Raw genomic sequence first — 19,165 nt, 5'->3', positions numbered from 1 at the left:
CTGTGTCATCGACCGCGCCAAGGACGGCCGCCGCCGGCGGAATCCCGTCTGGCGCCATCCGGATGGCGCCGCCGCCGAGTGGCGAAGGACGCAGAAAGGCGCGCGCCGCGGCTTTTCGCGTTTCAGGACTGTATGTTTACGGGCGTTGGGCGCCGGAGATCGCGAGATAGACCGCATAGACCGACGCTGTTGCAGTGATGAACAGCCGATTGCGTTTCGGGCCGCCGAACGTCAGGTTCGCGACCGTCTGCGGCACGCGGATCTTGCCGAGCAGGCGGCCGGCCGGGTCGAAGCAATGCACGCCGTCGCCGGCGCTTGACCACAGGTTTCCGTTCATGTCCGTGCGAATGCCGTCCGGAATCCCGTTGTCGATGAGGCAGAAGACGCGGCCGTTCGCGAGCCGCTCTCCGTCGACCAAATCGAAGGCGCGGACGTGTCGCGGCAGGCTGTCATCGTGGCTTGCGGCCGAATCCGCCACATAGAGGATTGTTTCGTCTGGCGAGAAAGCCAGACCGTTCGGTTGATTGAAATCCATTGCAACGGCGGTAAGCGCGGCGCTCGCCGGGTCGAGCCGGTAGACATTGCGCGTCGGCTGCTCCGGTTCCGCGCGATAACCCTCGTAGTCGGACATGATGCCGTAGGTCGGGTCTGTGAACCAGATCGTGCCGTCCGACTTGACCACCACGTCATTCGGCGAATTGAGGCGCCTGCCTTCGAAACTGTCGGCAAGCACGGTGATGGAGCCGTCGATCTCGGTGCGCGTCACGCGGCGCGTGCCGTGCTCGCACGAGACGAGCCGTCCCTGCCTGTCGCGCGTATGGCCGTTGGCGAAATTCGACGGCTGCCGATAGACGGACACGCCGCTCTCGGGCGTCCACCGCAGCATGCGCTGGTTCGGAATGTCGCTCCACAGCAACTGGTTCGCGTCGTTGAACCAGACGGGGCCTTCGGCCCAGCGGCAGCCGGAATGGAGTTCGTCCAGCCCGGCGCTCGTTACGATCATCTGCCGGAAGCGCGGATCGTGGATTTCGTAGATGCTGGCTTCGGCCATGGCGGTCTTCCCGTTTTAGCGCATGCCGGCGCGGCGGCCGCCGGCGAGCATGATGACGCTGATGATGATGAGCCCGGTCATGATCAGGCGGATGCCGGCGCCGAGCCCGTAGGTGTTGAGCATGGAGACGACTAGGAACATGAAGAGCGACGCGCCCCATATGCCGGGAACGTTGGAATCGCCGCCGGCGACAGCGGTCCCGCCGATGACGACGACCGCGATCGACATCAGCAGATACTCGGATCCCATGTTCAGCGCCGCACCGCCGGAAAAGCACGCGAGCAGGTAGCCCGCGACCGATGCGAGCACGGCGCAGAAGAGATAGGTGACGCAGCGTGTGCCGTCGACCGGGATGCCCGCCATGCGCGCCGCCGGCATGCTCTGGCCGATCGCCGAGATCCAGCGGCCGTAGATCGTCTTGTCCAGCAGGAACCAGGCGAGGATCGAGACCAGGAGCGCAACGATCGCCACGTTCGGCACGCCGAGCGTATTCGAGGTCGTGAAGTCCGCAAGCACGCCCGGCGGCTTGATGCGCAACCCCCGGTTCGTCCAGATCGCGGCCGACTGAACGATGAAGCTCATCGAGAGCGTCGCGATGATCGGCGGGATGCGCAGCGCCTTGATCAGTGCATAGTTGCAAAGGCCGACGCCGAGGCCGATCAGGATGGCGAGAAGAAGGCCCGGCACGATCATGCCGTTTTCGACATTCATCAGTTTCAGCGCCACCGTGCCGGCGAGCGTCATTGTCGCCGGCACCGAGAGGTCGATATTGCCGGGCCCAAGCGTGATGACAAACATCTGGCCAATGCCGACGATCACGGAAAAGGCTGCAAAAGTAAGCGCCGCCTGCGACAGTCCGAACGCGCCGGCCCCGCCGGTCACCATGATCGTCAGGAACCAGACGACGAAGGCGGCGAGCCACGACCATATCCAGGGTCTGCCGAAGAGGCGGGTGAAGAGGGTCATCGGCGTTTCTCCCGCTTCTCGATACGGTTCAGCATCAGGCGCAGCGCGAGAACGATGATCAGGATGGCGCCCTGCGCCCCGATCTGCCAGTCGGGTGAAATTCGCAGGAAAGACAGGAAAGAGCCGGCGAGCGTCAAGGTCAGGGCGCCGACAACCGCTCCGACCGGAGAAACCCGGCCACCGACGAACTCGCCGCCGCCCAGGATGACGCCGGCAATCGAAAGCAGCGTATAGCGCAATGCGATGTTGGCGTCGGCCGACGTCGTCAGTCCGACGAGCGCGATGCCGGCCAGGACTGCGAAGAAACCGGCAAGGGCATAGGCAGCGGCGCGTGCCGCAACGATCGACCAGCCCGCCCGTTCCACCGAGCGCTGGTTTCCGCCGATGCCGCGGATCAGGACGCCGAGCGAGGAACGCATGACGACAAGATGCGCGACGACGGCGATGATGATGCTGGCCACGATTGCCATGGGAGCGAGCGGCGGCTTGACGGTCATCAGCCAGCGGACCCAGTCCGGCGCCTGCCCGCCGGGAGCCGGCAGCAGCAGCACCGCGAGGCCGGCCCAGACGAAGCTCATACCGAGCGTCACGACGATGGACGGAAGATTGCGCAGGTAGATGACGACGCCAAGTGCCCCATAGGTTGCGACGGCCGCCGCGAGGATCAGGATGCCGACCACCGGCGCATCTCGCAGGAAGGTCGCCGTCACGCAAGCGACGAAGCTGACGAAGGTGCCCATGGAGAGGTCGAGGTCGTTCACGGCCATCACGAGCATCTGGGCGATCGTCGCCAGCGCGATGGGTACCGCGAGGTTGAACAGCAGGTTCAGCCCGACATAGCTCATGGCGCGCGGCTGCAGCCAGAAGACGGCGGCGAGCAGCAGCGTCAGCGATAGCGCCGGGATGGCAAGCCGCAGAGCGTCGGACGAAATCCGGGTCCTCATGCGGCGGCTCCCTCGAAGGAGGCGGCGATGATGTTCTTTTCGCTGACGGCGTCGCCGACGAGTTCGGCCGTGATGCGGCCCTCCCGGAACACGTAGACGCGATCGCTGAGGCGCACCTCGTCCATCTCCGTGGAATACCAGATGAAAGTGCGGCCGTCCGCTGCCTCCTGGCGGATGATCTCGTAGACCTCCTGCTTGGTGCCGATATCGACCCCGCGCATGGGATCATCCATCAGCACGATCCTTGCCCGGGTCGCAAGCGCGCGCGCAAAGAGCACCTTCTGCTGGTTGCCGCCGGAAAGAGAAAGAATGCTGTTTTCCATGTCGGGTGTGCGGATTTCAATCCGCCGCTTCCAGTCCGCGCCCTTCTGCGCCTCGTCGTCGTGGCGGACAATGCCGCGACGCGAGAGGTCGCCCAGCGAGGCGATCGAGAAATTCCGCAGAATGCTCCAGAGTTCGAAGACGCCGTTGAGACGCCGGTCGCCGGCCACGAAGGTGACGAGCGGGTCGTGCTTCGGCAGCCAGTTGCCGGATTTCGACGCATGCAGGGCGAGCAGGAGTTCGGTCTGGCCGTGGCCGGCAAGTCCCGCTAGGCCGATGATCTCGCCCTGCCGCGCGGTGAACGGAAGGCCGTGCGCCGGATAGGAGAGAACCATCGGCGCGGTCACGAGTTCACGGGCCGTGCGTTGCAGCGCCTCGTCCTTTGCGACGCTGCCCATGGCCTCCACCAAGCCATGGTGATCGAAATCATGCGCTGGCCGTTCGGCAACCACACGACCGTCCTTCATGACGACGACGCGATCGGAGGTTTCGAGGATTTCGTGCAGGATATGCGAGATCAGGATTACCGATCCGCCCGTCGCCACGAAGCGCCGGACGTGATCGAGCATCTGGCGCGCGAGGCTGGCGTCGAGCGAAGAGGTCGGCTCGTCGAGGATGACGAGACGGGGCGCCACTCCGGAATCGGAAAAGGCCATCGCGATCTCGACCATCTGCCGCTCGGCGATCGACAGGTCACCAACTGTCTGGCCGCTGTCGATGCCATGGCCGGGAAAGATTGTGTCGAGGCTCGTTTCGATGATCCTCGCCGCCCTCGCCCGCCAGCCGAAACCTCCGAGAGCGCGGTGCATGATACGGGCATTCTCGAGGATGGAGAGGTTCGGGCAAAGGGACAGTTCCTGGAAGACGCAACGCACGCCGCGCGCCCGTGCGGCATTGATGCCGTAGCGGTCCAACCGCTCTCCATCGCCGGAGATTGTGCCCTCGTGCGGCGTCAGGCCGCCATTGATGATGCTGACAATTGTCGACTTGCCGGCACCGTTGTGCCCGACCAGCCCGACGCATTCGCCAGGCATGACGCCGAGCGTGACGCCGTCGAGTGCCCTGACCGCACCGAAGCTCACCTTGGCGCCTTCGACCTCGATCACAGCATTCGTCATCCAAACCGCCACATGTGTCGTCGTCTGCTTGATAAGAAGGTCACGCGGCCATTCGCGGCCGCGCGGCAGTCGCCGGGAGGTTTATTTGGCCGACTCGATGACCTTGATTGCGTCTTCCTGCGTGTATTCCACGTTGGCGACGCCACCGGCCTGCGTATTGGCGAGGTTCGTTTCAAGGTTGTCCTGGTCGATGCGCAGGAAAGGCACGACGAGGTCCTTCTTGACGTCCTTGCCGTCGAGGATCTGCTGAGCGACCCAGAAGGCGAGCGTCGAGACGCCGGGTGCGATCGAGACGGACATGGTCTCGTAGCCGTTGGCGTCCTTCTGCTCCTTCCACCACTTCAACTCGTCTTCGCGGTTGCCCATGACGATGACAGGCATCTTGCGGTCTGTCGCGGCGATCGCCTGGGCCGCGCCATAGCCGTCGCCACCCTGCGTCACGACGCCGACGATGTCCGGCAGGCTCGGCAGGATGCCGGCGACCGCCTTCTGCGCGACGTCCTGTGCCCAGTCGCCATGAACGGAGCCGACGATCTTGAACTGCGGGAACTGCGCGACGCCCGCGTGAATGCCCGCCGAAATCTCGTCATCGACGAAGACGCCGGCCAGGCCGCGGATCTCGAGCAGGTTGCCGCCATCCGGCAGCTTGCCCGACAAATACTCGACCTGGCTGCGGCCCATTTCCTTGAAATCGACCGCAATGCGCCAGGCACAGGGCTCGGTCACGATGCCATCGAAGGAGACGACGGTGATGCCGGCATCGCAGGCTTCCTTGACGGCGCCGTTCAACGCCGTCGGCGAGGCGGCGTTGAGCACGATGGCATCATAGCCCTGCAGGATCATGTTCTGGATCTGCGCGGCCTGTTCCGTCGCCTGGTTTTCTGCGGTGGTAAACGGATCGGCGGCCGCGACGACACCGGTCTTGACGGCTTCGCCGGTCACCTTTTCCCAACTCGTCAGCATCGCCTGTCGCCAGGAGTTGCCGGCATAGTTGTTGGACAACGCGATCTTCTTGGCCGACGTGTCGGCGAATGCGGAAACGGGCATCGCGGCGCAAGCGAACGCGACCGATGCCACAAGCATCTTACGGATGGTCATGTCTCTCTCCCTCATGATCGCGCCGTGGCGGCCGATCGCTTCATCCCCGCTCCCCAAAGAGCGCGGATGAAAATTGTTCTTGCACTGAGCTTCCTCCTCTCAGTAAGGGCAGGATGCGGGAGATCGACCGCCCTGTACAGGCGCAAGGTGGCAAGTTGTTTGCGGGTTTTGCGCGACAAGCTGCGGGTTTACGCAAGACGCGGGCGTCCCGGCGGGCGCTTACTGACGTAGCGATCGTGGCGGGTTGAGGAGCCCGCCGTTTCGGGAGGAACCGGCTCATGCTGCACCACGCGCCCGCAGCGCTGTTCGACCACTATCTCGGGATTTCGCGTCTGCTGGCGGGACAGCTGGATTTCCGCTCGGCCATCCGATCGGTCGCTGCCGAGGTGGCGCATATCATCCCGCACGATCATCTCGATGTCTGTGTTCTGCTTGAAGACGGCAACTACCACACGGCCTACGAGACCGGAATGGAGACCGCCTGGGGCGACCTCGCGGGTGCTCCCGTCGTCAACAGCCCGATACGCTCGCTGCTCTGGGGCGAAGTCGACTACCTCTTGGCCGACGATGCGATGACTGATCCGCGGTTTCATTTCGAGGGTGCCTTCAAGCGGCCTATCGTCGAACAATCGCTGAGAAGCCGGCTGCATGTCCCGATGAAGGTGCAGGCCACGATCATCGCGGCACTCTCCTGCTCCTCGCAGACGCCGGGCGCCTATACGATGGAGGACGTGGAGCGCGCCCGTATCATCGCCGATCTGCTGACGCCTTATTTCTTTGCGCTTCGGGCCGCCGAGCAGGCGCAGCGCTCGGCCATCGTCGAAGCGGAGGCACGGGCCCGCGAGGAAGGCCTTCGGCAAGGTGCGCTCAAGCTCACGGAAGCGCTCGAGCGGGAGCGCCAGCGCATCGGCATGGACCTGCACGACCAGACGCTCGCGGACCTGACGCGGCTTGCACGCCGCATCGATCGCCTGTCGCGCAATGGCGAGGTGGCGTCCGATGCGCTGGAGCCCGTATCGCGTTCGCTGCAGCACTGCATGCAGGATCTTCGCCAGATCATCGAGCAGGCAAAGCCGTCCGTGCTTCAGCTGTTCGGCCTTGCCCAGGCGATCGAGCACCATCTGGACCGCTCGACGCGCGACACGGGTTCGACGATCGAGTGGGGGCTGGCCGACGAGACGGACGGCGCGCTGGAGACACTGGAACCGGCCGTCAGCGTCGCCCTCTTCCGCATTGCCCAGGAGGCGATCAACAATGCCGTGCGGCATGCCAGCCCGCTTGCCGTGACGGTGCGGCTCGGGATCGACGACAGCCGCCTTTCGATCGAGATTTCGGATGACGGCACGGGGCTCGCGAAGATGCGCGGACGCATCGGCGGCGGCATCGACAACATGAAAACCCGGGCACGGCTCATTTCTGCACGATTTGCGATCGGTCCGGGCCACAACAACCGCGGGACGACCGTACGTGTCGTTCTGCCGCTCACGCCGAACGATGCCGGCGACGGCCTCGGGGAGATGGCATCATGAAGGTCCTGATCGTCGAGGATGACCCGTTGCACCGCTCCTACCTGCATGAGGCGGTGAATGCGGCATTGCCCGAATGCGACACCGTGATCGAGGCCGAGAACGGCACGGTCGGCGAGAAACTCGCGCGCGACCACAAGTCGGCCCATATCGTCATGGATCTGCAGATGGCGAACCGCAACGGCATCGAGGCCGCCCGCACCATCTGGAAGGAGCGGCCGGAAACGCGCATTCTGTTCTGGTCCAACTATTCCGACGAGGCCTATGTGCGCGGCGTATCGCGCATCGTGCCGGATGGCGCGGCCTATGGCTACGTCCTGAAATCGGCCTCCGACGAGCGCCTGAAGCTCGCCCTTCGCTCCATCTTCGTCGAAAGCCAGTGTGTCATCGACCGCGAGGTGCGCGGTCTGCAGCAGAAGAGCCTTGGCCAGACGAACGGTTTCACGGATTCCGAATACGAGATCCTCGTCGACATCGCGCTTGGCCTGACCGACCGGGCCATCGCCAAACGGCGGAACCTGTCGTTGCGCAGCGTGCAGAATCGGCTCCAGCAGCTCTACGACAAGCTCGACGTCTACCAGAGCGCCGGCGACGACCACGAGGACGGCCGTTTCAACCTGCGAGCCCGCGCCGTGACCGTCGCGTTCCTCCGCAAGCTGTTGAACTACAGCGCGCTGGAACGCGCCGAGGCGGAATTGCAGGAATGGCTGGAGGGACGGTGAAGCCTGCTATTGCCAGTCTTCGACCTTCAGCCCCTCGACGCGGGTGAACTCCTGCAGGTTGTTCGAGATCAGCGTCAATCCCCGGCTCAAGGCCTGCCCCGCGATCAGGACGTCATAGGGACCGATGGGCTGGCCGGACCTGGCAAGCACCGCACGGATACGCCCGGATTCGCGTGCGTCGTCCGCATCGAATTCCAGGATCGCAAAGCGAAGGGCCTCGACGCGTTCGAGGTTGGCGGCGCGGTGCTCGCTCTTATGGATCCCGTAGTGGAGTTCATGCGCGACAATGGCCGGGAGGGCGAAATCGACCGGCTCATGCCGGGTCATCCGCTCCGTAAGGCGGGCGTTTCCCTGCATCAGGGCGATGACGGCGTTCGTATCCAGCAGGAACTTCACTTGAAAAGGTCCAGCGCGGGTCTTTTCTGGACGGGAACGTTTTCCTCGGTCGCGGAGACGAAATCGCCGTCGATCGGTCCCTGCACGTCGCCGAGCCAGGACCAGCCGTTTACGACCGGTTCGAGGATGATCGCGTTTCCTCGCCGGCTGATCCGCACCTCGTCGCCGTCGACGCGAAAGTCCTTGGGAAGGCGCACCGCCTGGGAACGGCCGGACCAGAAAATTTTTGCCGTTGTCATCGCTGGCCTCCAGCTTGATATATAGCAAAAATATATATCAAGATGCAGCCCTTCGCAAGCTGCCTAGCTGTGGCTCCTGAAGAGGTTGCCGGCGGTTAGACCGAGGCGGCTGATTGGCGGTTTTGACTTTAGGCTGCGGCGGTGCCGATGCCAATTGTAGCGACGGAGCCAGGTGGGCAATTCGGCGGCGCGGTGCCGTGAGGTCGGATATACGATGGTGTAGGCCCATTCCCTGCGAGCGGCCTGGATGAAGTGTTCGGCCTTGCCATTGGTCTTCGGTGTTATAGGGCCTTGTCCTGACATGCCTGAGCCCGAGTTGGCGGCGGGCTTTGGCGAAGGCTTTCGAGCGGTAGCAGGAGCTGTTGTCGGTCATCACGCGGGTGACGGTGACGCCGAAGCCGGCATAGTAGGCGATCGCCGCCGTGAGAAAGATGACCGCGCTTTCCTTGCGTTCATCGGGCAGGATCTGGCTGAAGGCGACGCGGACGAACTCCCAGTCGGCGCCGCGCGAACTGCCTGTTGCGGACTGCCGGTGATGCGGTGGCCGATGCGCTCGAACCGGCCGAGTTTCTTGATGTCGATGTGGATCATCTCGCCGGGATGATCCCGTTCGTAGCGTCTGACCGGCGCGGCGGGTTCGATATCCTTCAGTCGCGACAGCCCATCCGTTTCAGGACCCGGCTGACGGTGGCTGGTGAGACGCCGACCTCAAGCGCGATATGCCGGCCGGTCCAGCGCTGGCGGCGCAAGGCCACGATGCGCCCGGCAATCGTCGGGTCGGTGATGCCGGCGTGCCCTTCGGTCTTGAAGCGCTCGACTCAGCGCGCCACGATCTTCGCCGACACACCATACGTCCGCGCCGCATGGGCTTTGGAAATGTGCCCTCCGATGACCGACAGCGCCATCTCCTCTCGATGCAACGGCGTCAGACGGGCATTCTTGTGGACGTTCGTTCGGACCCTCCGGTGGGTGCTGAAGCCTGGTAACTCCAGTCTCCCCGATCCGGTCCGAATGGACAATCTCCCGAAAACTCACACCTAGAACACGATACAGGTCGCGAGAGATTGTCCTGAGAGGCAGGATATCGGAGACTGTCTTTCCTCATTCCTTCGCCGGATTTTCATGCCCTTCGTCCCGCTCTCCTTCGTCGTCGCCGTCCTGTTGCTCGTTCTCTTCGCCGCTGCCGTGCGCCACGGCGATGAAAGGCCGGCGAACCGGCCGTTTCTGGCGCTCATCCTCATCAGCGCGTTCCTGTCGGTGCTCTCCGGCCTGCGCTGGGGTTATGGCGTGCAGGGCACTATCATGTTCCTCGCCCCGGTCTGCGCCGCCGCCGTGCCGCCGCTCGCCTATGCCGGGGTGACGGAACTGGTCCGCAGAAGCCGGACGTCTCTGGTCCGACGTCTTGCCCTCCATGCCGTTCCCATGCTCACCGTCATCGTGCTTCTCGCGACGTGGCGCGACGCCATCGACATGGCGCTCGTGCTGAGCTTCGTCGCCTATGCCGTTGCGATCCTGCTTTTAATGCGATCGGGGACGGATGCTTTGCGCCTCGCCCCCTTCGAGGAGGCGGCACGCGCCTACCGCGCCATCCTCTTCGCAGCCCTTGCCCTGCTCCTCTCCGCGGCGATCGATACCTTCGTGTTTGTCGATCTGACCTGGATGGGAGGAGAATATGCTCCGCCGCTGATTGCGGTCGGCAACCTGTTCTCGCTGGTCATCCTGTCGATTGCCGCAGCGGCCGCAAGCCGAAGCCACGCGGCGACGGAGACCGGGGAAACGGCCGTGCGGTCCGAAACGGGCAGCGACAAGGAAACGCTTTCCGCGGTCGAAGCGCTGATGGCGACCAGGCGTGCCTATCGCGATGTCGATCTCAATCTTGACCGGCTGGCGCGCAAGCTCGGCATACCGGCGCGGCAGATTTCCACGGCGATCAACCGGGCGACGGGCAAGAACGTCTCGCAATATGTCAACGAGCACCGGATTGCCGAGGCCTGTACGCTGCTCGTCGAAACAGACAAGGCCGTAACCGAGATCATGTTCGAGGTGGGGTTCCAGACCAAGTCCAACTTCAACCGCGAATTCCGCCGCGTCACCGAAATGTCGCCGCTCGAATGGCGCGAGCGGAAGGCAATGATGTCCCCGATCGCGATTAAGCACGACCCATAACGCGTTTTAGGTCGCGGTTCTGCCCTCGCCGGCCATGATGCCCGGCATGAACACCCATTTTGACATCGCCACCGAACAAGGCCGAAAACTGGCCGAGACGCTCAAGTCGCTATCACTTGAGCCCGTTCCCCACGACATACAGCCGCCGAAGCCGATGCTCCGGCGTCTCATTCTTCCGGCCTGCCTTTCCGCGCTGGTGGTCGGGGCGGGTGGCGGCGTCTATCGGCCGGATTTGGTTCATCAAATGGTGGCCGAGCTGTCGGGACCGGCGGATACGACAGCCGATCCTGCCGCCGCGACGCAGGTCGAGCGCGTTGCGGACCGGCCCGCCGCCCACGACCCGATCCCGACCACCCGCGAAATCGCCGGTTCCGGCTTTGTCGTCGCGCCGCGCATGACGGCGGTCTTCGCCAAATATGAAGGCCGGATCACGCGGATCGCCGTGGCGCCGGGCGACCCTGTCGAGACCGGCCAGATCCTTGTGGTCCTTGACGATGCAGGCGCCCGCTTCGCGCTGGAACAGGCAAGCGCCATGAAGGCTCAGGCCGAGTTGATCCTTGCCGCCCGCAACATCGACCTTGCGCAGGCCCGCACCCTGCTGGACCGCACCGAAATCCTCGCCGCCCGCAACGCGACCTCCAGGCAGGCGCTTGAAGACGCACGCGCGGCCGCCGAGCGCGCATCGAATGCCGTGGCGCAAGCCCGGCAATCCGCAGACAGCGCCGACCTCGCCATTCGCATCGCCGAGGAACGGGTGGCGGAACTGACCGTTCGCGCGCCCTTCGCCGGTACCGTCACCCGGCTCGACGCGCGCGTCGGCGATACGGTGTTGGCGCGGATCGACAGCGTTCGCGAAAGCCAGAGCCTGCTGACGATCACCGATACGAAAAGCCTCGTGATCGACGCTGACGTGGCGGAAACCACCCTCGCCGCGCTGAAACCCGGCCTTTTCGGCCAGGCGGTGCTCGACGGTTTTCCCGACCGACCCTTCGCCGTCACAGTGCTGCGACTGGCGCCCGTCGCTTCCGCGGAAAAGGGCACCGTCACGTTGCGCCTGTCGCTCGACGATCCACCCGACGGCATCCGGCCGAACATGGCCGTCCGCATCCGCATCGCCCTTGATGAAACAGGAGAAAACCCGCAATGATCCAAGACGTCACCCCCTATATCGCGCTCAGCGGCGTCCGGAAGGCGTATCACATCGGCGGCGCGATGATCCCCATCTTCTCCGGGCTCGATCTCACCATCCCCCGTGGCGATTTCGTCGCCGTCATGGGACCGTCCGGATCGGGCAAATCGACGCTGCTCAACATGCTCGCCGGCATCGACCGTCCGGATGCCGGCACCTTGAGCATCGGCACCAGCCGTCTCGACCAGATGGGCGAGGCCGCGCGCTCCGCCTGGCGGGCGCACAACATGGGCATCGTCTTCCAGTTCTACAATCTGCTGCCCATGCTCAACGCCGCAGAAAACGTCGAGCTGCCGTTGCTGTTGAAACCGCTGTCGCGCAAGGAGCGGCGCATCCGCGTCGAAAAGGTCCTCGACCTCGTCGGGCTTTCCGGGCGCGAAAAGCAATACCCCGCCATGATGTCCGGCGGCCAGCAGCAGCGCATCGGCATTGCGCGCGCCATCGTCTCCGATCCGGGGCTGCTGCTCTGCGACGAGCCGACCGGCGACCTCGACCGAAAATCCGCCGACGAGGTTCTGGACATGCTGCGCTTCCTCAACCGCGAGCTGGAGAAGACCATCGTCATGGTGACACACGACCCGCAGGCCGCCCTCTATGCGCGCCGCACGCTGCATCTCGACAAGGGCGATTTCGTCGAAGAGAAGAGAGCCGCCTGATGACCTTTTTCGATCTCGCCCGAAAGAATGCCTGGCGAAAGCCGCTGCGCACCGTGCTCCTCATGGTCTCGATCGCGGTCGCTTTCCTGATCTACGGCCTGACCGCAAGCTTCATCAATGGTGCACAGGGAGCGGCCGGTGCGAGCGACGACCTTCTCGGCGTCACGAGTGCCGGCGGTCGCACGCAGCCGCTGCCGATGGCGGCGATGTCGCGGATCGCCGCCGACCCCGATATCGCGGCGGTCGGCTATGTCACGCGGCTGCGCGGCTTCGTCGATGTTGAGAGGAATGTCGTCGCCATCAGCGCCACCGATCCTGACCTGCTGATGGCCGTCAACGGCAAGGAGCTCGGCCTGACGCCCGCATTGGTTGACGCAATCGGCCAGTCGCGTGACAGGGTGCTGGTCGGCCGCGCCCTGGCCGAGGCGCAGGGCTGGACCGTCGGACAGCGCGTGACGGTCACCGCCTTCGACACGCCGAGAGAGGACGGCGGGCGCGACTGGCGTTTCGAGATATCCGGTATCTTCGAGGGAGAAAACGCCGCCACCGACACCTATTTCATGATCGCCCGCTACGACTATGTGAACGCCGCGCGTGCACGCGGCAAGGACACCGTCGACGCCTTCGTCATCCGCCCTCGCGCGGGCGTTTCGCCGGGGGAACTCGCCGCCCGGATCGATGCGCTTTTCGCCAACTCGGCCACACCGACGCGCACGCAATCGGAAAAGCAGTTCCTGGAGGCGTTCCTGCGCCAGTATGCCGATGTCGGGCTGATCGTGAACCTCGTCGTCGGCGCGGCCTTCGTCACCCTCCTGATGATCGTCGTCAACATCATGGTCTTTGCCGTGCGCGAACGCACCTTCGAGATCGGCGTGCTGAAGACGCTGGGGTTTTCCCGGCTCGCCATCATGGCGATCGTCCTCGGCGAAACCCTCTTTGTCTTCGCTGTCGGCGGGGGCATCGGCCTCGCCCTGGCGAAGCTCGCCACCGTGTTTGCCGGCCCGGTACTTGGACTGGTCTTCTCCGTAGCGGTTTTAGCGAAGGCGCTCGCGATCGTCGCCGTCCTCGGGCTTGCGACCGGCGCGCTGCCAGCCTTCAACGCGATGCGGACCCCCATCATCAAAGCTTTCAGAACGAGGTAATTCCCCATGTCCACCCACAACAAACAAGCGTTCGTGATGATCCGGACCAATCTGGCCAGCCTGCCGCGCCGTTTCGCGATTTCCGCCTCCATGGCCTTGTCGGTCGCGCTCGTTGTCTGCGTGCTCGCCGGGTTCCTGTCCATGGCGAAGGGGTTCGAGACGGCGCTGACCGGAGCCGGCTCGCCCTCCGTTGCCGTCGTCCTCGGCGGCGGCACCAATCAGGAGACGGGCTCGAATATTCCCGCGTCCATCATCCGCACGCTCGACGCCATGACCGGCGATCTGGGCGTCGCCCGCGATGCCGGCGGCAAGCTCGTCTCGTCCCGCGAGATCGTCGTGCCCGTCGATGTTAAGCTGCGCACGCTGGCGCTGCGCGGCATGGATGCGACGGGCCCGTCGATCCGCGACGGCATCGGACTTTCGGCCGGCCGCATCTTCACGCCCGGTGCCCGCGAGGTCGTCGTCGGGCGCCGGCTTGCCGACGAATTCGGCCTCGGCGTGGGGGACATTGTCCGGCTCGGCGCCGTCGACTGGACGGTCGCCGGCCACTTTTCCGCCCATGGCAGCGCCTTCGAATCCGAACTCTGGGCGGACCTCGACGCCGTGCGCGCCGCCTTCGACCGGCAGGGCCAGGTACAAAGCCTGAAACTCCGCCTCACCGATCCCGCCTCGCTCAAGCGCTTGCAGGCCACGCTCGCGACGATCACCGAGACCCCGCTTGTCGCCGTTGCCGAGGCCGATCTCTACGCCACGCAATCCGGACGGACCGCGAGCCTCATCCGCCTGTTCGGCTGGCCGGTCGCGCTGCTGATGGCCGTTGGGGCGACGGCAGGTGCGCTCAACACGATGATGAGTTCCGTTGCCGACCGGACCGTCGAGATCGCCACCGTGCGCGCGCTCGGCTTCAGCCGCCTCTCGGCCTTTCTCGGGACCTGGGTCGAGGCCGTAGCGCTCGCGAGTGCCGGCGTCGTCCTCGGCCTCTTCGCCTCATGGCTCATCTTCAACGGCTGGCAGGCAAGCACCATCGGCGCAAACAACGCCCGCATGGCCTTCCAACTCACGGTCACACCTGATGTCCTCATGACAGCCGGCCTGCTCGGCCTCGCCATCGGCATCCTCGGCGGCGCTCTCCCCGCCATCGCCGCCACGAGACTGCCGCTGACTGCCGCGCTTCGGGCGCGGGGCTAGCAGCCGGCGCCTACAATCGGAACGTTTCCGGTCTTGAACGGTTTCGAACTTGCGCCCCTTTTTTCCCGCAAACTTTTTCGGCTGAATGCGCCAATTGCAGTCATTGCGACCGCCGCACGGAAAGGACTTAGGTAACCTTCCGGCATGTCCGGATCCATAGGCGTCCGGACATGCGGGAATGCTGCGGGGTTTGATTACGCGATGCGGAACTGTTGGCACAGGAACTTGTCGAACAGTCAAGCGGTGGCGAATCGGCGCAGCAGGTTCGCCATGCGCGACGCATTGCCCGCGGTGTAGCGTCGGCGTGGAATAGGATCGTTGGCTGCCTTGATGACCACTTTGACGATGACATCCGGCAGGTCGGCCTTGCGCATGACATCCCGCAGCAGCGCCGCGACAGCCGCACGTGCCTGATCGTATTCGGCCTCCTGCCGGTCGGGCTCCATGCCGTTCTGATCGAATACGGCGCGGGGATGACACCGAGGATGGAGCCAATGTTGAGAATGCGGCCGCCACCTGGCCACCCCGACTGGGGACGAACTTATTATCTGGCGCGCATGAGGGCAGATAGTCCATCGTATCAACGCGGAGACAGAACGGCAATTTCTTGCCGCAAGATTGCTGGACCGCGGCGAATCTCCGCCTGGAATGGCGCTGGCGAATCCCTGCCTCCATAAAAATCAACGCATTGCATTTGGCCCAACTCTTGCTGTTGATGTAACGTCACGCGGACGGGAGAGAACCGCGCCACTTTACATCTTGGGAGGAATTACCATGACGCATGCCATGAAACGCGCCGCCATTGCGGCAATCACCGGCATTTCCATCGCCATGACCGCAGCGTCAGCACGGGCGGACGAGTTCATCAACGTCCTGACGGGCGGTACGTCCGGCGTCTATTATCCGCTTGGCGTGGCGCTGTCGAAAATCTATGGCGACAAGATTGAAGGGTCGCGGACCCAGGTACAGGCGACCAAGGCCTCGGTCGAAAACCTCAACCTCCTGCAGCAGGGCCGCGGCGAGATTGCCTTTGCGCTCGGCGATTCCGTCAAGCTGGCCTGGGAAGGCAACGCCGAAGCCGGCTTCAAGGCGCCGCTCGACAAGCTGCGTGGCATCGCAGCGATCTATCCGAACTACATCCAGATCATGGCCTCAAGAGAATCCGGCATCACGACGCTTGCCGACTTCAAGGGCAAGAGCCTGTCGGTCGGTGCGCCGAAGTCCGGCACGGAGCTCAATGCCCGCGCCATCCTTGCAGCGGCCGGCATGACCTACGAGGATCTCGGCAAGACGGAATACCTGCCCTTCGCGGAATCCGTCGAACTGATGAAAAACCGCCAGCTTGATGCGACGCTGCAATCGGCCGGCCTCGGCGTCTCGTCCTTCAAGGACCTCGCAACGTCGCTCGACGTGCAGATGGTGGCGATACCGGAAGAGATCGCGACGAAAGTCGGCGCTCCCTATATCGCCGCGACCGTGCCGGCAGGCACCTACCAGGGTCAGGACAGCGACGTGCCGACGGTCGCCGTCGTCAACTTCCTCGTGACCCACTCGGACGTTTCCGACGAGACCGCCTACCAGATGACCAAGCAGCTTTTCGAGAACCTGCCGGCGATGGTTGCTGCGCACAAGGCGGCGGGAAAGATCAATATCGAGGACGCGTTGAAGGGCATGCCGGTTCCCCTGCATCCCGGTGCGGAGCGCTACTACAAGGAAAAGGGACTGCTCTGACAGTCACGAACGAGGCTACGCGGCGATGGAGGATCGCCGCGTAGTGTATGTACTGCCTGCCTATCGGTCGCTCGGGAGGAATCGATGCACGACACCAACGGACCGGTCGACGGCGCTGCCGTCGACCTGAGCAAGCATGATGCGCTGGCGGGCGCTTTTCCCGCGACGCCGGAAGGACGACTGCTTTTCGCGATCGCCTTTCTGTTTTCCGCATTCCAGATCGCGACGGCCGCGCATCTTCTCGACCCGCCGAGCCAGCTCGTAAGAGCAATCCATGTCGGCTTCGTCACGGTGCTGATCTTCCCCCTCTTGACCGCCATGGCCGGCCGAGGCGGATTCGTCCGGGCGGCCGCCTGGACCCTGTCGGCACTGGGCGCCGCCGTCGCCTTTTACCAATGCTACGAATATGCCGACCTGATCGTGCGCGCCGGCGATCCCCTGCCGCTCGACATCGTTGCGGGCGTCATCGCGATCGGCGTGGTCTTCGCCGCCGCCTGGGCGCTGATGGGGCCTGCGCTGCCGATTATAGCGGGCGTTTTCCTCGCCTATTGCCTGTTCGGCGAGTACCTGCCCGCACCGCTCGATCACCGCGGCTATGACTTTTCCCAGGTCATCGACCACATGGCCTATGGCACGGAAGGTATCTACGGCATCCCGACACTGGTGTCGTCGAGCTATATCTTCCTCTTCATCCTCTTCGGCGCCTTCCTGGAAAAGGCCGGGATGATCCAGCTCTTCAACGACGTTTCGCTCAGCCTCGTCGGCGCGCGACGGGGCGGACCGGCGAAGGTATCGATCATTTCCTCCGGGCTGATGGGGACGATTTCCGGCTCAGGCGTCGCCAATGTGGTGACCACCGGACAGTTCACCATCCCGCTCATGAAAAAGTTCGGTTATAGCCCCGCCTTCGCTGGCGGCGTGGAGGCGACCGCATCGATGGGCGGCCAGATCATGCCGCCTGTCATGGGCGCCGTCGCCTTCATCATGGCCGAGACGCTGGGCGTCGAGTACCACGAGGTCGTCAAGGCTGCGCTCATCCCGGCGATCCTCTATTTCGCCTCCGCCTTCTGGATGGTGCATCTGGAGGCCGGCAAGCGCGGGCTTCTGGGGCTGCCGAAAGCCGAGCTTCCCTCCGCACGGGCCGCGATTGCCAACGGATGGTATCTGATCCTGCCGCTTGCCGCCCTCGTCTGGCTGCTCTTTTCCGGCTACACGCCGCTGTTTGCCGGCACGGTGGGCCTCGGCTTCACGCTGCTGCTGATCCTCGGGAGCTCACTGGCGCTCGGCCTTCCCTCGACTGCCGTCCGGGTCATCTTCTGGATCTGTCTCGGCTTCGTCGCGGCCGCCTTCTTCAAGTTCGGCATCGAGGTCATCGTCGTCGCGCTGGTACTGCTGATCACCGCAAATGCCGTCTGGAAAGGCGGACGGAACACGCTCGCCATCTGCCGCGATGCGCTTGCGGAAGGCGCCAAGACGGCGCTGCCGGTTGCCATCGCCTGCGCCCTCGTCGGCATCATCATCGGCACGATGACGTTGACAGGAGCCGCCAACACATTCGGCCAGTTCATCGTCTCGGTGGGCGACAAGAGCCTGTTCCTGTCGCTTGTGCTGACGATGATAACCTGCCTTGTGCTCGGCATGGGCATCCCCACGATCCCGAACTACATCATTACCTCGTCGATCGCCGGGCCCGCGCTTCTCGAGCTCGGCGTGCCCCTCATCGTCAGCCACATGTTCGTATTCTATTTCGGTATCATGGCGGACCTGACCCCGCCGGTGGCCCTTGCCTGCTTCGCCGCCGCGCCGATCGCCCGCGAAAGCGGCCTCAAGATTTCCATCGAGGCCATCAAGGTCGCGGCAGCCGGTTTCGTCATTCCCTTCATGGCAGTCTATTCCCCGGCGCTCATGCTGCAGGATGGCGGTCCGCTGGCGGCGTCGCTCGGCTATCCCGCGGCCGTCGCCTACATCGTCTTCAAGACGGGGCTTGCGATTGGCCTGTGGGGCGCCGCAGTGATCGGCTTCGCCGCCGTTCGGCTTTCGCTTTTTGAGCGGGCCCTGGCGACCGTTGCGGCCTTCACGCTGCTCGCCGCGCTGCCTCTGACGGATGAGATCGGCTTCGCCCTCGGCGCTCTTTTCATTGTCCTCGTATGGCGAAAGGCGAGAACGGCGAAGGCGGAGCGACCGGTGTCCACCCCGAGAACGGCATGAGTGCCCTGCTCTGCATCGCGAGCGGCAAGGCCATCGCCGTTGCCGCCGGTCTGTTCACCCTCGGCTGGACCCATTCGGTGGAGAAGATCGAGTGGCGGGAGCGCTGGGCGGTGACGGAAGCCGGCCTGGTCCTGGAGGAAGCGCGCGTGAAGGGTTCGGGTGCGGGCATGGAGCCGGGCGAAGGCGCGCGCCGCGAGGGCGGCTGGTGGATATGGCGGCCGCAGACGGGGCCGCTTCCCCGGCTCGTGCTGGCCGCGTCGGGAGCCACCGTTTCCGGCTGGACGCTCTGCGACACCGGCGGATGCCGGGAGCTTGGCCGGCGGTCGGGCGAGCCCATCGTGCTTCGCCCCTGCACCGATGGGGAAGCCGACGCCGGGCGCCAGCGGACAGCCGGCCAATGACGTCGGGATCGAGGGCGGGCGAGGCAGTAGGATCCATCTGTTCACCCTTCGCGAAAGGGACGCTGGTGTCGATTGACAGGAAGACCCGAAGGCGGCTCGACCC

General features: G+C 64.5%; 18 protein-coding genes and 1 pseudogene. 10 read left to right on the top strand and 9 right to left on the bottom strand.

The annotated features are described in order from the left end of the window. Window positions 1–136 precede the first annotated feature (136 nt). The 5 genes from LXM94_RS02275 to LXM94_RS02255 all read right to left on the bottom strand — a co-directional run bounded on the left by LXM94_RS02275 (window position 137) and on the right by LXM94_RS02255 (window position 5,498). Window positions 137–1,051 (bottom strand): SMP-30/gluconolactonase/LRE family protein, encoded by a 915-nt coding sequence (locus LXM94_RS02275; protein WP_235769528.1) that lies wholly within the window; start codon window positions 1,049–1,051, stop codon window positions 137–139. 15 nt (window positions 1,052–1,066) lie between these two features. Further along, window positions 1,067–2,017: an ABC transporter permease gene (locus LXM94_RS02270; protein WP_235769527.1), complete on the bottom strand. Its 951-nt coding sequence runs from the start codon at window positions 2,015–2,017 to the stop codon at window positions 1,067–1,069. Continuing rightward, the gene (locus LXM94_RS02265; protein WP_235769526.1) at window positions 2,014–2,961 is read right to left on the bottom strand and encodes an ABC transporter permease; all 948 of its coding nucleotides are present in this window, start codon (window positions 2,959–2,961) and stop codon (window positions 2,014–2,016) included. The genes LXM94_RS02270 and LXM94_RS02265 overlap by 4 nt, the downstream gene beginning before the upstream one ends. Then, window positions 2,958–4,400, bottom strand: coding sequence for a sugar ABC transporter ATP-binding protein (locus LXM94_RS02260; RefSeq protein ID WP_235769525.1), 1,443 nt, complete (start codon window positions 4,398–4,400; stop codon window positions 2,958–2,960). The genes LXM94_RS02265 and LXM94_RS02260 overlap by 4 nt, the downstream gene beginning before the upstream one ends. 81 nt (window positions 4,401–4,481) lie before the next feature. Then, window positions 4,482–5,498: an ABC transporter substrate-binding protein gene (locus LXM94_RS02255; protein WP_235769524.1), complete on the bottom strand. Its 1,017-nt coding sequence runs from the start codon at window positions 5,496–5,498 to the stop codon at window positions 4,482–4,484. Between the two features lie 278 nt (window positions 5,499–5,776). Here LXM94_RS02255 and LXM94_RS02250 point away from each other — a divergent pair, with 278 nt between their 5' ends. Beyond that, the gene (locus LXM94_RS02250; RefSeq protein WP_235769523.1) at window positions 5,777–7,027 is read left to right on the top strand and encodes a GAF domain-containing sensor histidine kinase; all 1,251 of its coding nucleotides are present in this window, start codon (window positions 5,777–5,779) and stop codon (window positions 7,025–7,027) included. Continuing rightward, window positions 7,024–7,746: a response regulator transcription factor gene (locus LXM94_RS02245; protein ID WP_235769522.1), complete on the top strand. Its 723-nt coding sequence runs from the start codon at window positions 7,024–7,026 to the stop codon at window positions 7,744–7,746. Before LXM94_RS02250 ends, LXM94_RS02245 begins: the two co-directional genes overlap by 4 nt. A gap of 6 nt (window positions 7,747–7,752) precedes the next feature. Here LXM94_RS02245 and LXM94_RS02240 read toward each other — a convergent pair whose 3' ends face one another. The 3 genes and pseudogenes from LXM94_RS02240 to LXM94_RS02230 form a co-directional block, all read right to left on the bottom strand. Further along, entirely contained in the window at window positions 7,753–8,142 is a 390-nt protein-coding gene (locus tag LXM94_RS02240) for a type II toxin-antitoxin system VapC family toxin (RefSeq protein ID WP_235769521.1), read from the bottom strand. Beyond that, window positions 8,139–8,381: an antitoxin gene (locus LXM94_RS02235; protein ID WP_235769520.1), complete on the bottom strand. Its 243-nt coding sequence runs from the start codon at window positions 8,379–8,381 to the stop codon at window positions 8,139–8,141. The genes LXM94_RS02240 and LXM94_RS02235 overlap by 4 nt, the downstream gene beginning before the upstream one ends. A gap of 63 nt (window positions 8,382–8,444) precedes the next feature. Continuing rightward, window positions 8,445–9,286, bottom strand: a pseudogene (locus tag LXM94_RS02230) (integrase core domain-containing protein). A 217-nt stretch (window positions 9,287–9,503) separates the two neighbouring features. On the opposite strand from LXM94_RS02230, the gene LXM94_RS02225 reads away from it, so the two are divergent. From LXM94_RS02225 to LXM94_RS02205, 5 genes are read left to right on the top strand one after another with little or no spacing between them, the layout of a single operon-like run. Then, entirely contained in the window at window positions 9,504–10,547 is a 1,044-nt protein-coding gene (locus LXM94_RS02225) for a helix-turn-helix domain-containing protein (protein ID WP_235769519.1), read from the top strand. A 46-nt stretch (window positions 10,548–10,593) separates the two neighbouring features. Beyond that, window positions 10,594–11,694, top strand: a complete 1,101-nt coding sequence (locus tag LXM94_RS02220) for an efflux RND transporter periplasmic adaptor subunit (protein ID WP_235769518.1) — start codon at window positions 10,594–10,596, stop codon at window positions 11,692–11,694. Further along, window positions 11,691–12,392 carry an ABC transporter ATP-binding protein gene (locus LXM94_RS02215; RefSeq protein WP_235769517.1) on the top strand — a complete coding sequence of 234 codons (702 nt, stop codon included), beginning with the start codon at window positions 11,691–11,693 and terminating at the stop codon, window positions 12,390–12,392. Before LXM94_RS02220 ends, LXM94_RS02215 begins: the two co-directional genes overlap by 4 nt. Then, window positions 12,392–13,534, top strand: a complete 1,143-nt coding sequence (locus LXM94_RS02210) for an ABC transporter permease (protein ID WP_235769516.1) — start codon at window positions 12,392–12,394, stop codon at window positions 13,532–13,534. The genes LXM94_RS02215 and LXM94_RS02210 overlap by 1 nt, the downstream gene beginning before the upstream one ends. A 6-nt stretch (window positions 13,535–13,540) precedes the next feature. Further along, entirely contained in the window at window positions 13,541–14,722 is a 1,182-nt protein-coding gene (locus LXM94_RS02205; RefSeq protein ID WP_235769515.1) for an ABC transporter permease, read from the top strand. A 236-nt stretch (window positions 14,723–14,958) separates the two neighbouring features. On the opposite strand, the gene LXM94_RS02200 is transcribed toward LXM94_RS02205, so the two are convergent. Continuing rightward, window positions 14,959–15,168 (bottom strand): Rossmann-fold NAD(P)-binding domain-containing protein, encoded by a 210-nt coding sequence (locus LXM94_RS02200; protein ID WP_329605579.1) that lies wholly within the window; start codon window positions 15,166–15,168, stop codon window positions 14,959–14,961. 340 nt (window positions 15,169–15,508) lie between these two features. On the opposite strand from LXM94_RS02200, the gene LXM94_RS02195 reads away from it, so the two are divergent. The 3 genes from LXM94_RS02195 (at window position 15,509) to LXM94_RS02185 (ending at window position 19,062) form a co-directional block, all read left to right on the top strand. Further along, on the top strand, window positions 15,509–16,453 hold the full coding sequence (locus LXM94_RS02195) for a TAXI family TRAP transporter solute-binding subunit (RefSeq protein WP_235769577.1): 945 nt from the start codon (window positions 15,509–15,511) through the stop codon (window positions 16,451–16,453). Window positions 16,454–16,537: 84 nt separating this feature from the next. After that, window positions 16,538–18,661, top strand: a complete 2,124-nt coding sequence (locus LXM94_RS02190; RefSeq protein WP_235769514.1) for a TRAP transporter permease — start codon at window positions 16,538–16,540, stop codon at window positions 18,659–18,661. Further along, window positions 18,658–19,062: a DUF1850 domain-containing protein gene (locus tag LXM94_RS02185; protein ID WP_235769513.1), complete on the top strand. Its 405-nt coding sequence runs from the start codon at window positions 18,658–18,660 to the stop codon at window positions 19,060–19,062. Before LXM94_RS02190 ends, LXM94_RS02185 begins: the two co-directional genes overlap by 4 nt. Window positions 19,063–19,165: the final 103 nt, after the last annotated feature.

Origin of the sequence: Rhizobium alarense, assembly GCF_021555155.1 — a bacterium.
GTDB lineage: Bacteria > Pseudomonadota > Alphaproteobacteria > Rhizobiales > Rhizobiaceae > Rhizobium_D > Rhizobium_D alarense.
Note: the sequence above shows the minus strand (reverse complement) of the source record. Positions and strands in the feature narration are given on the sequence as shown.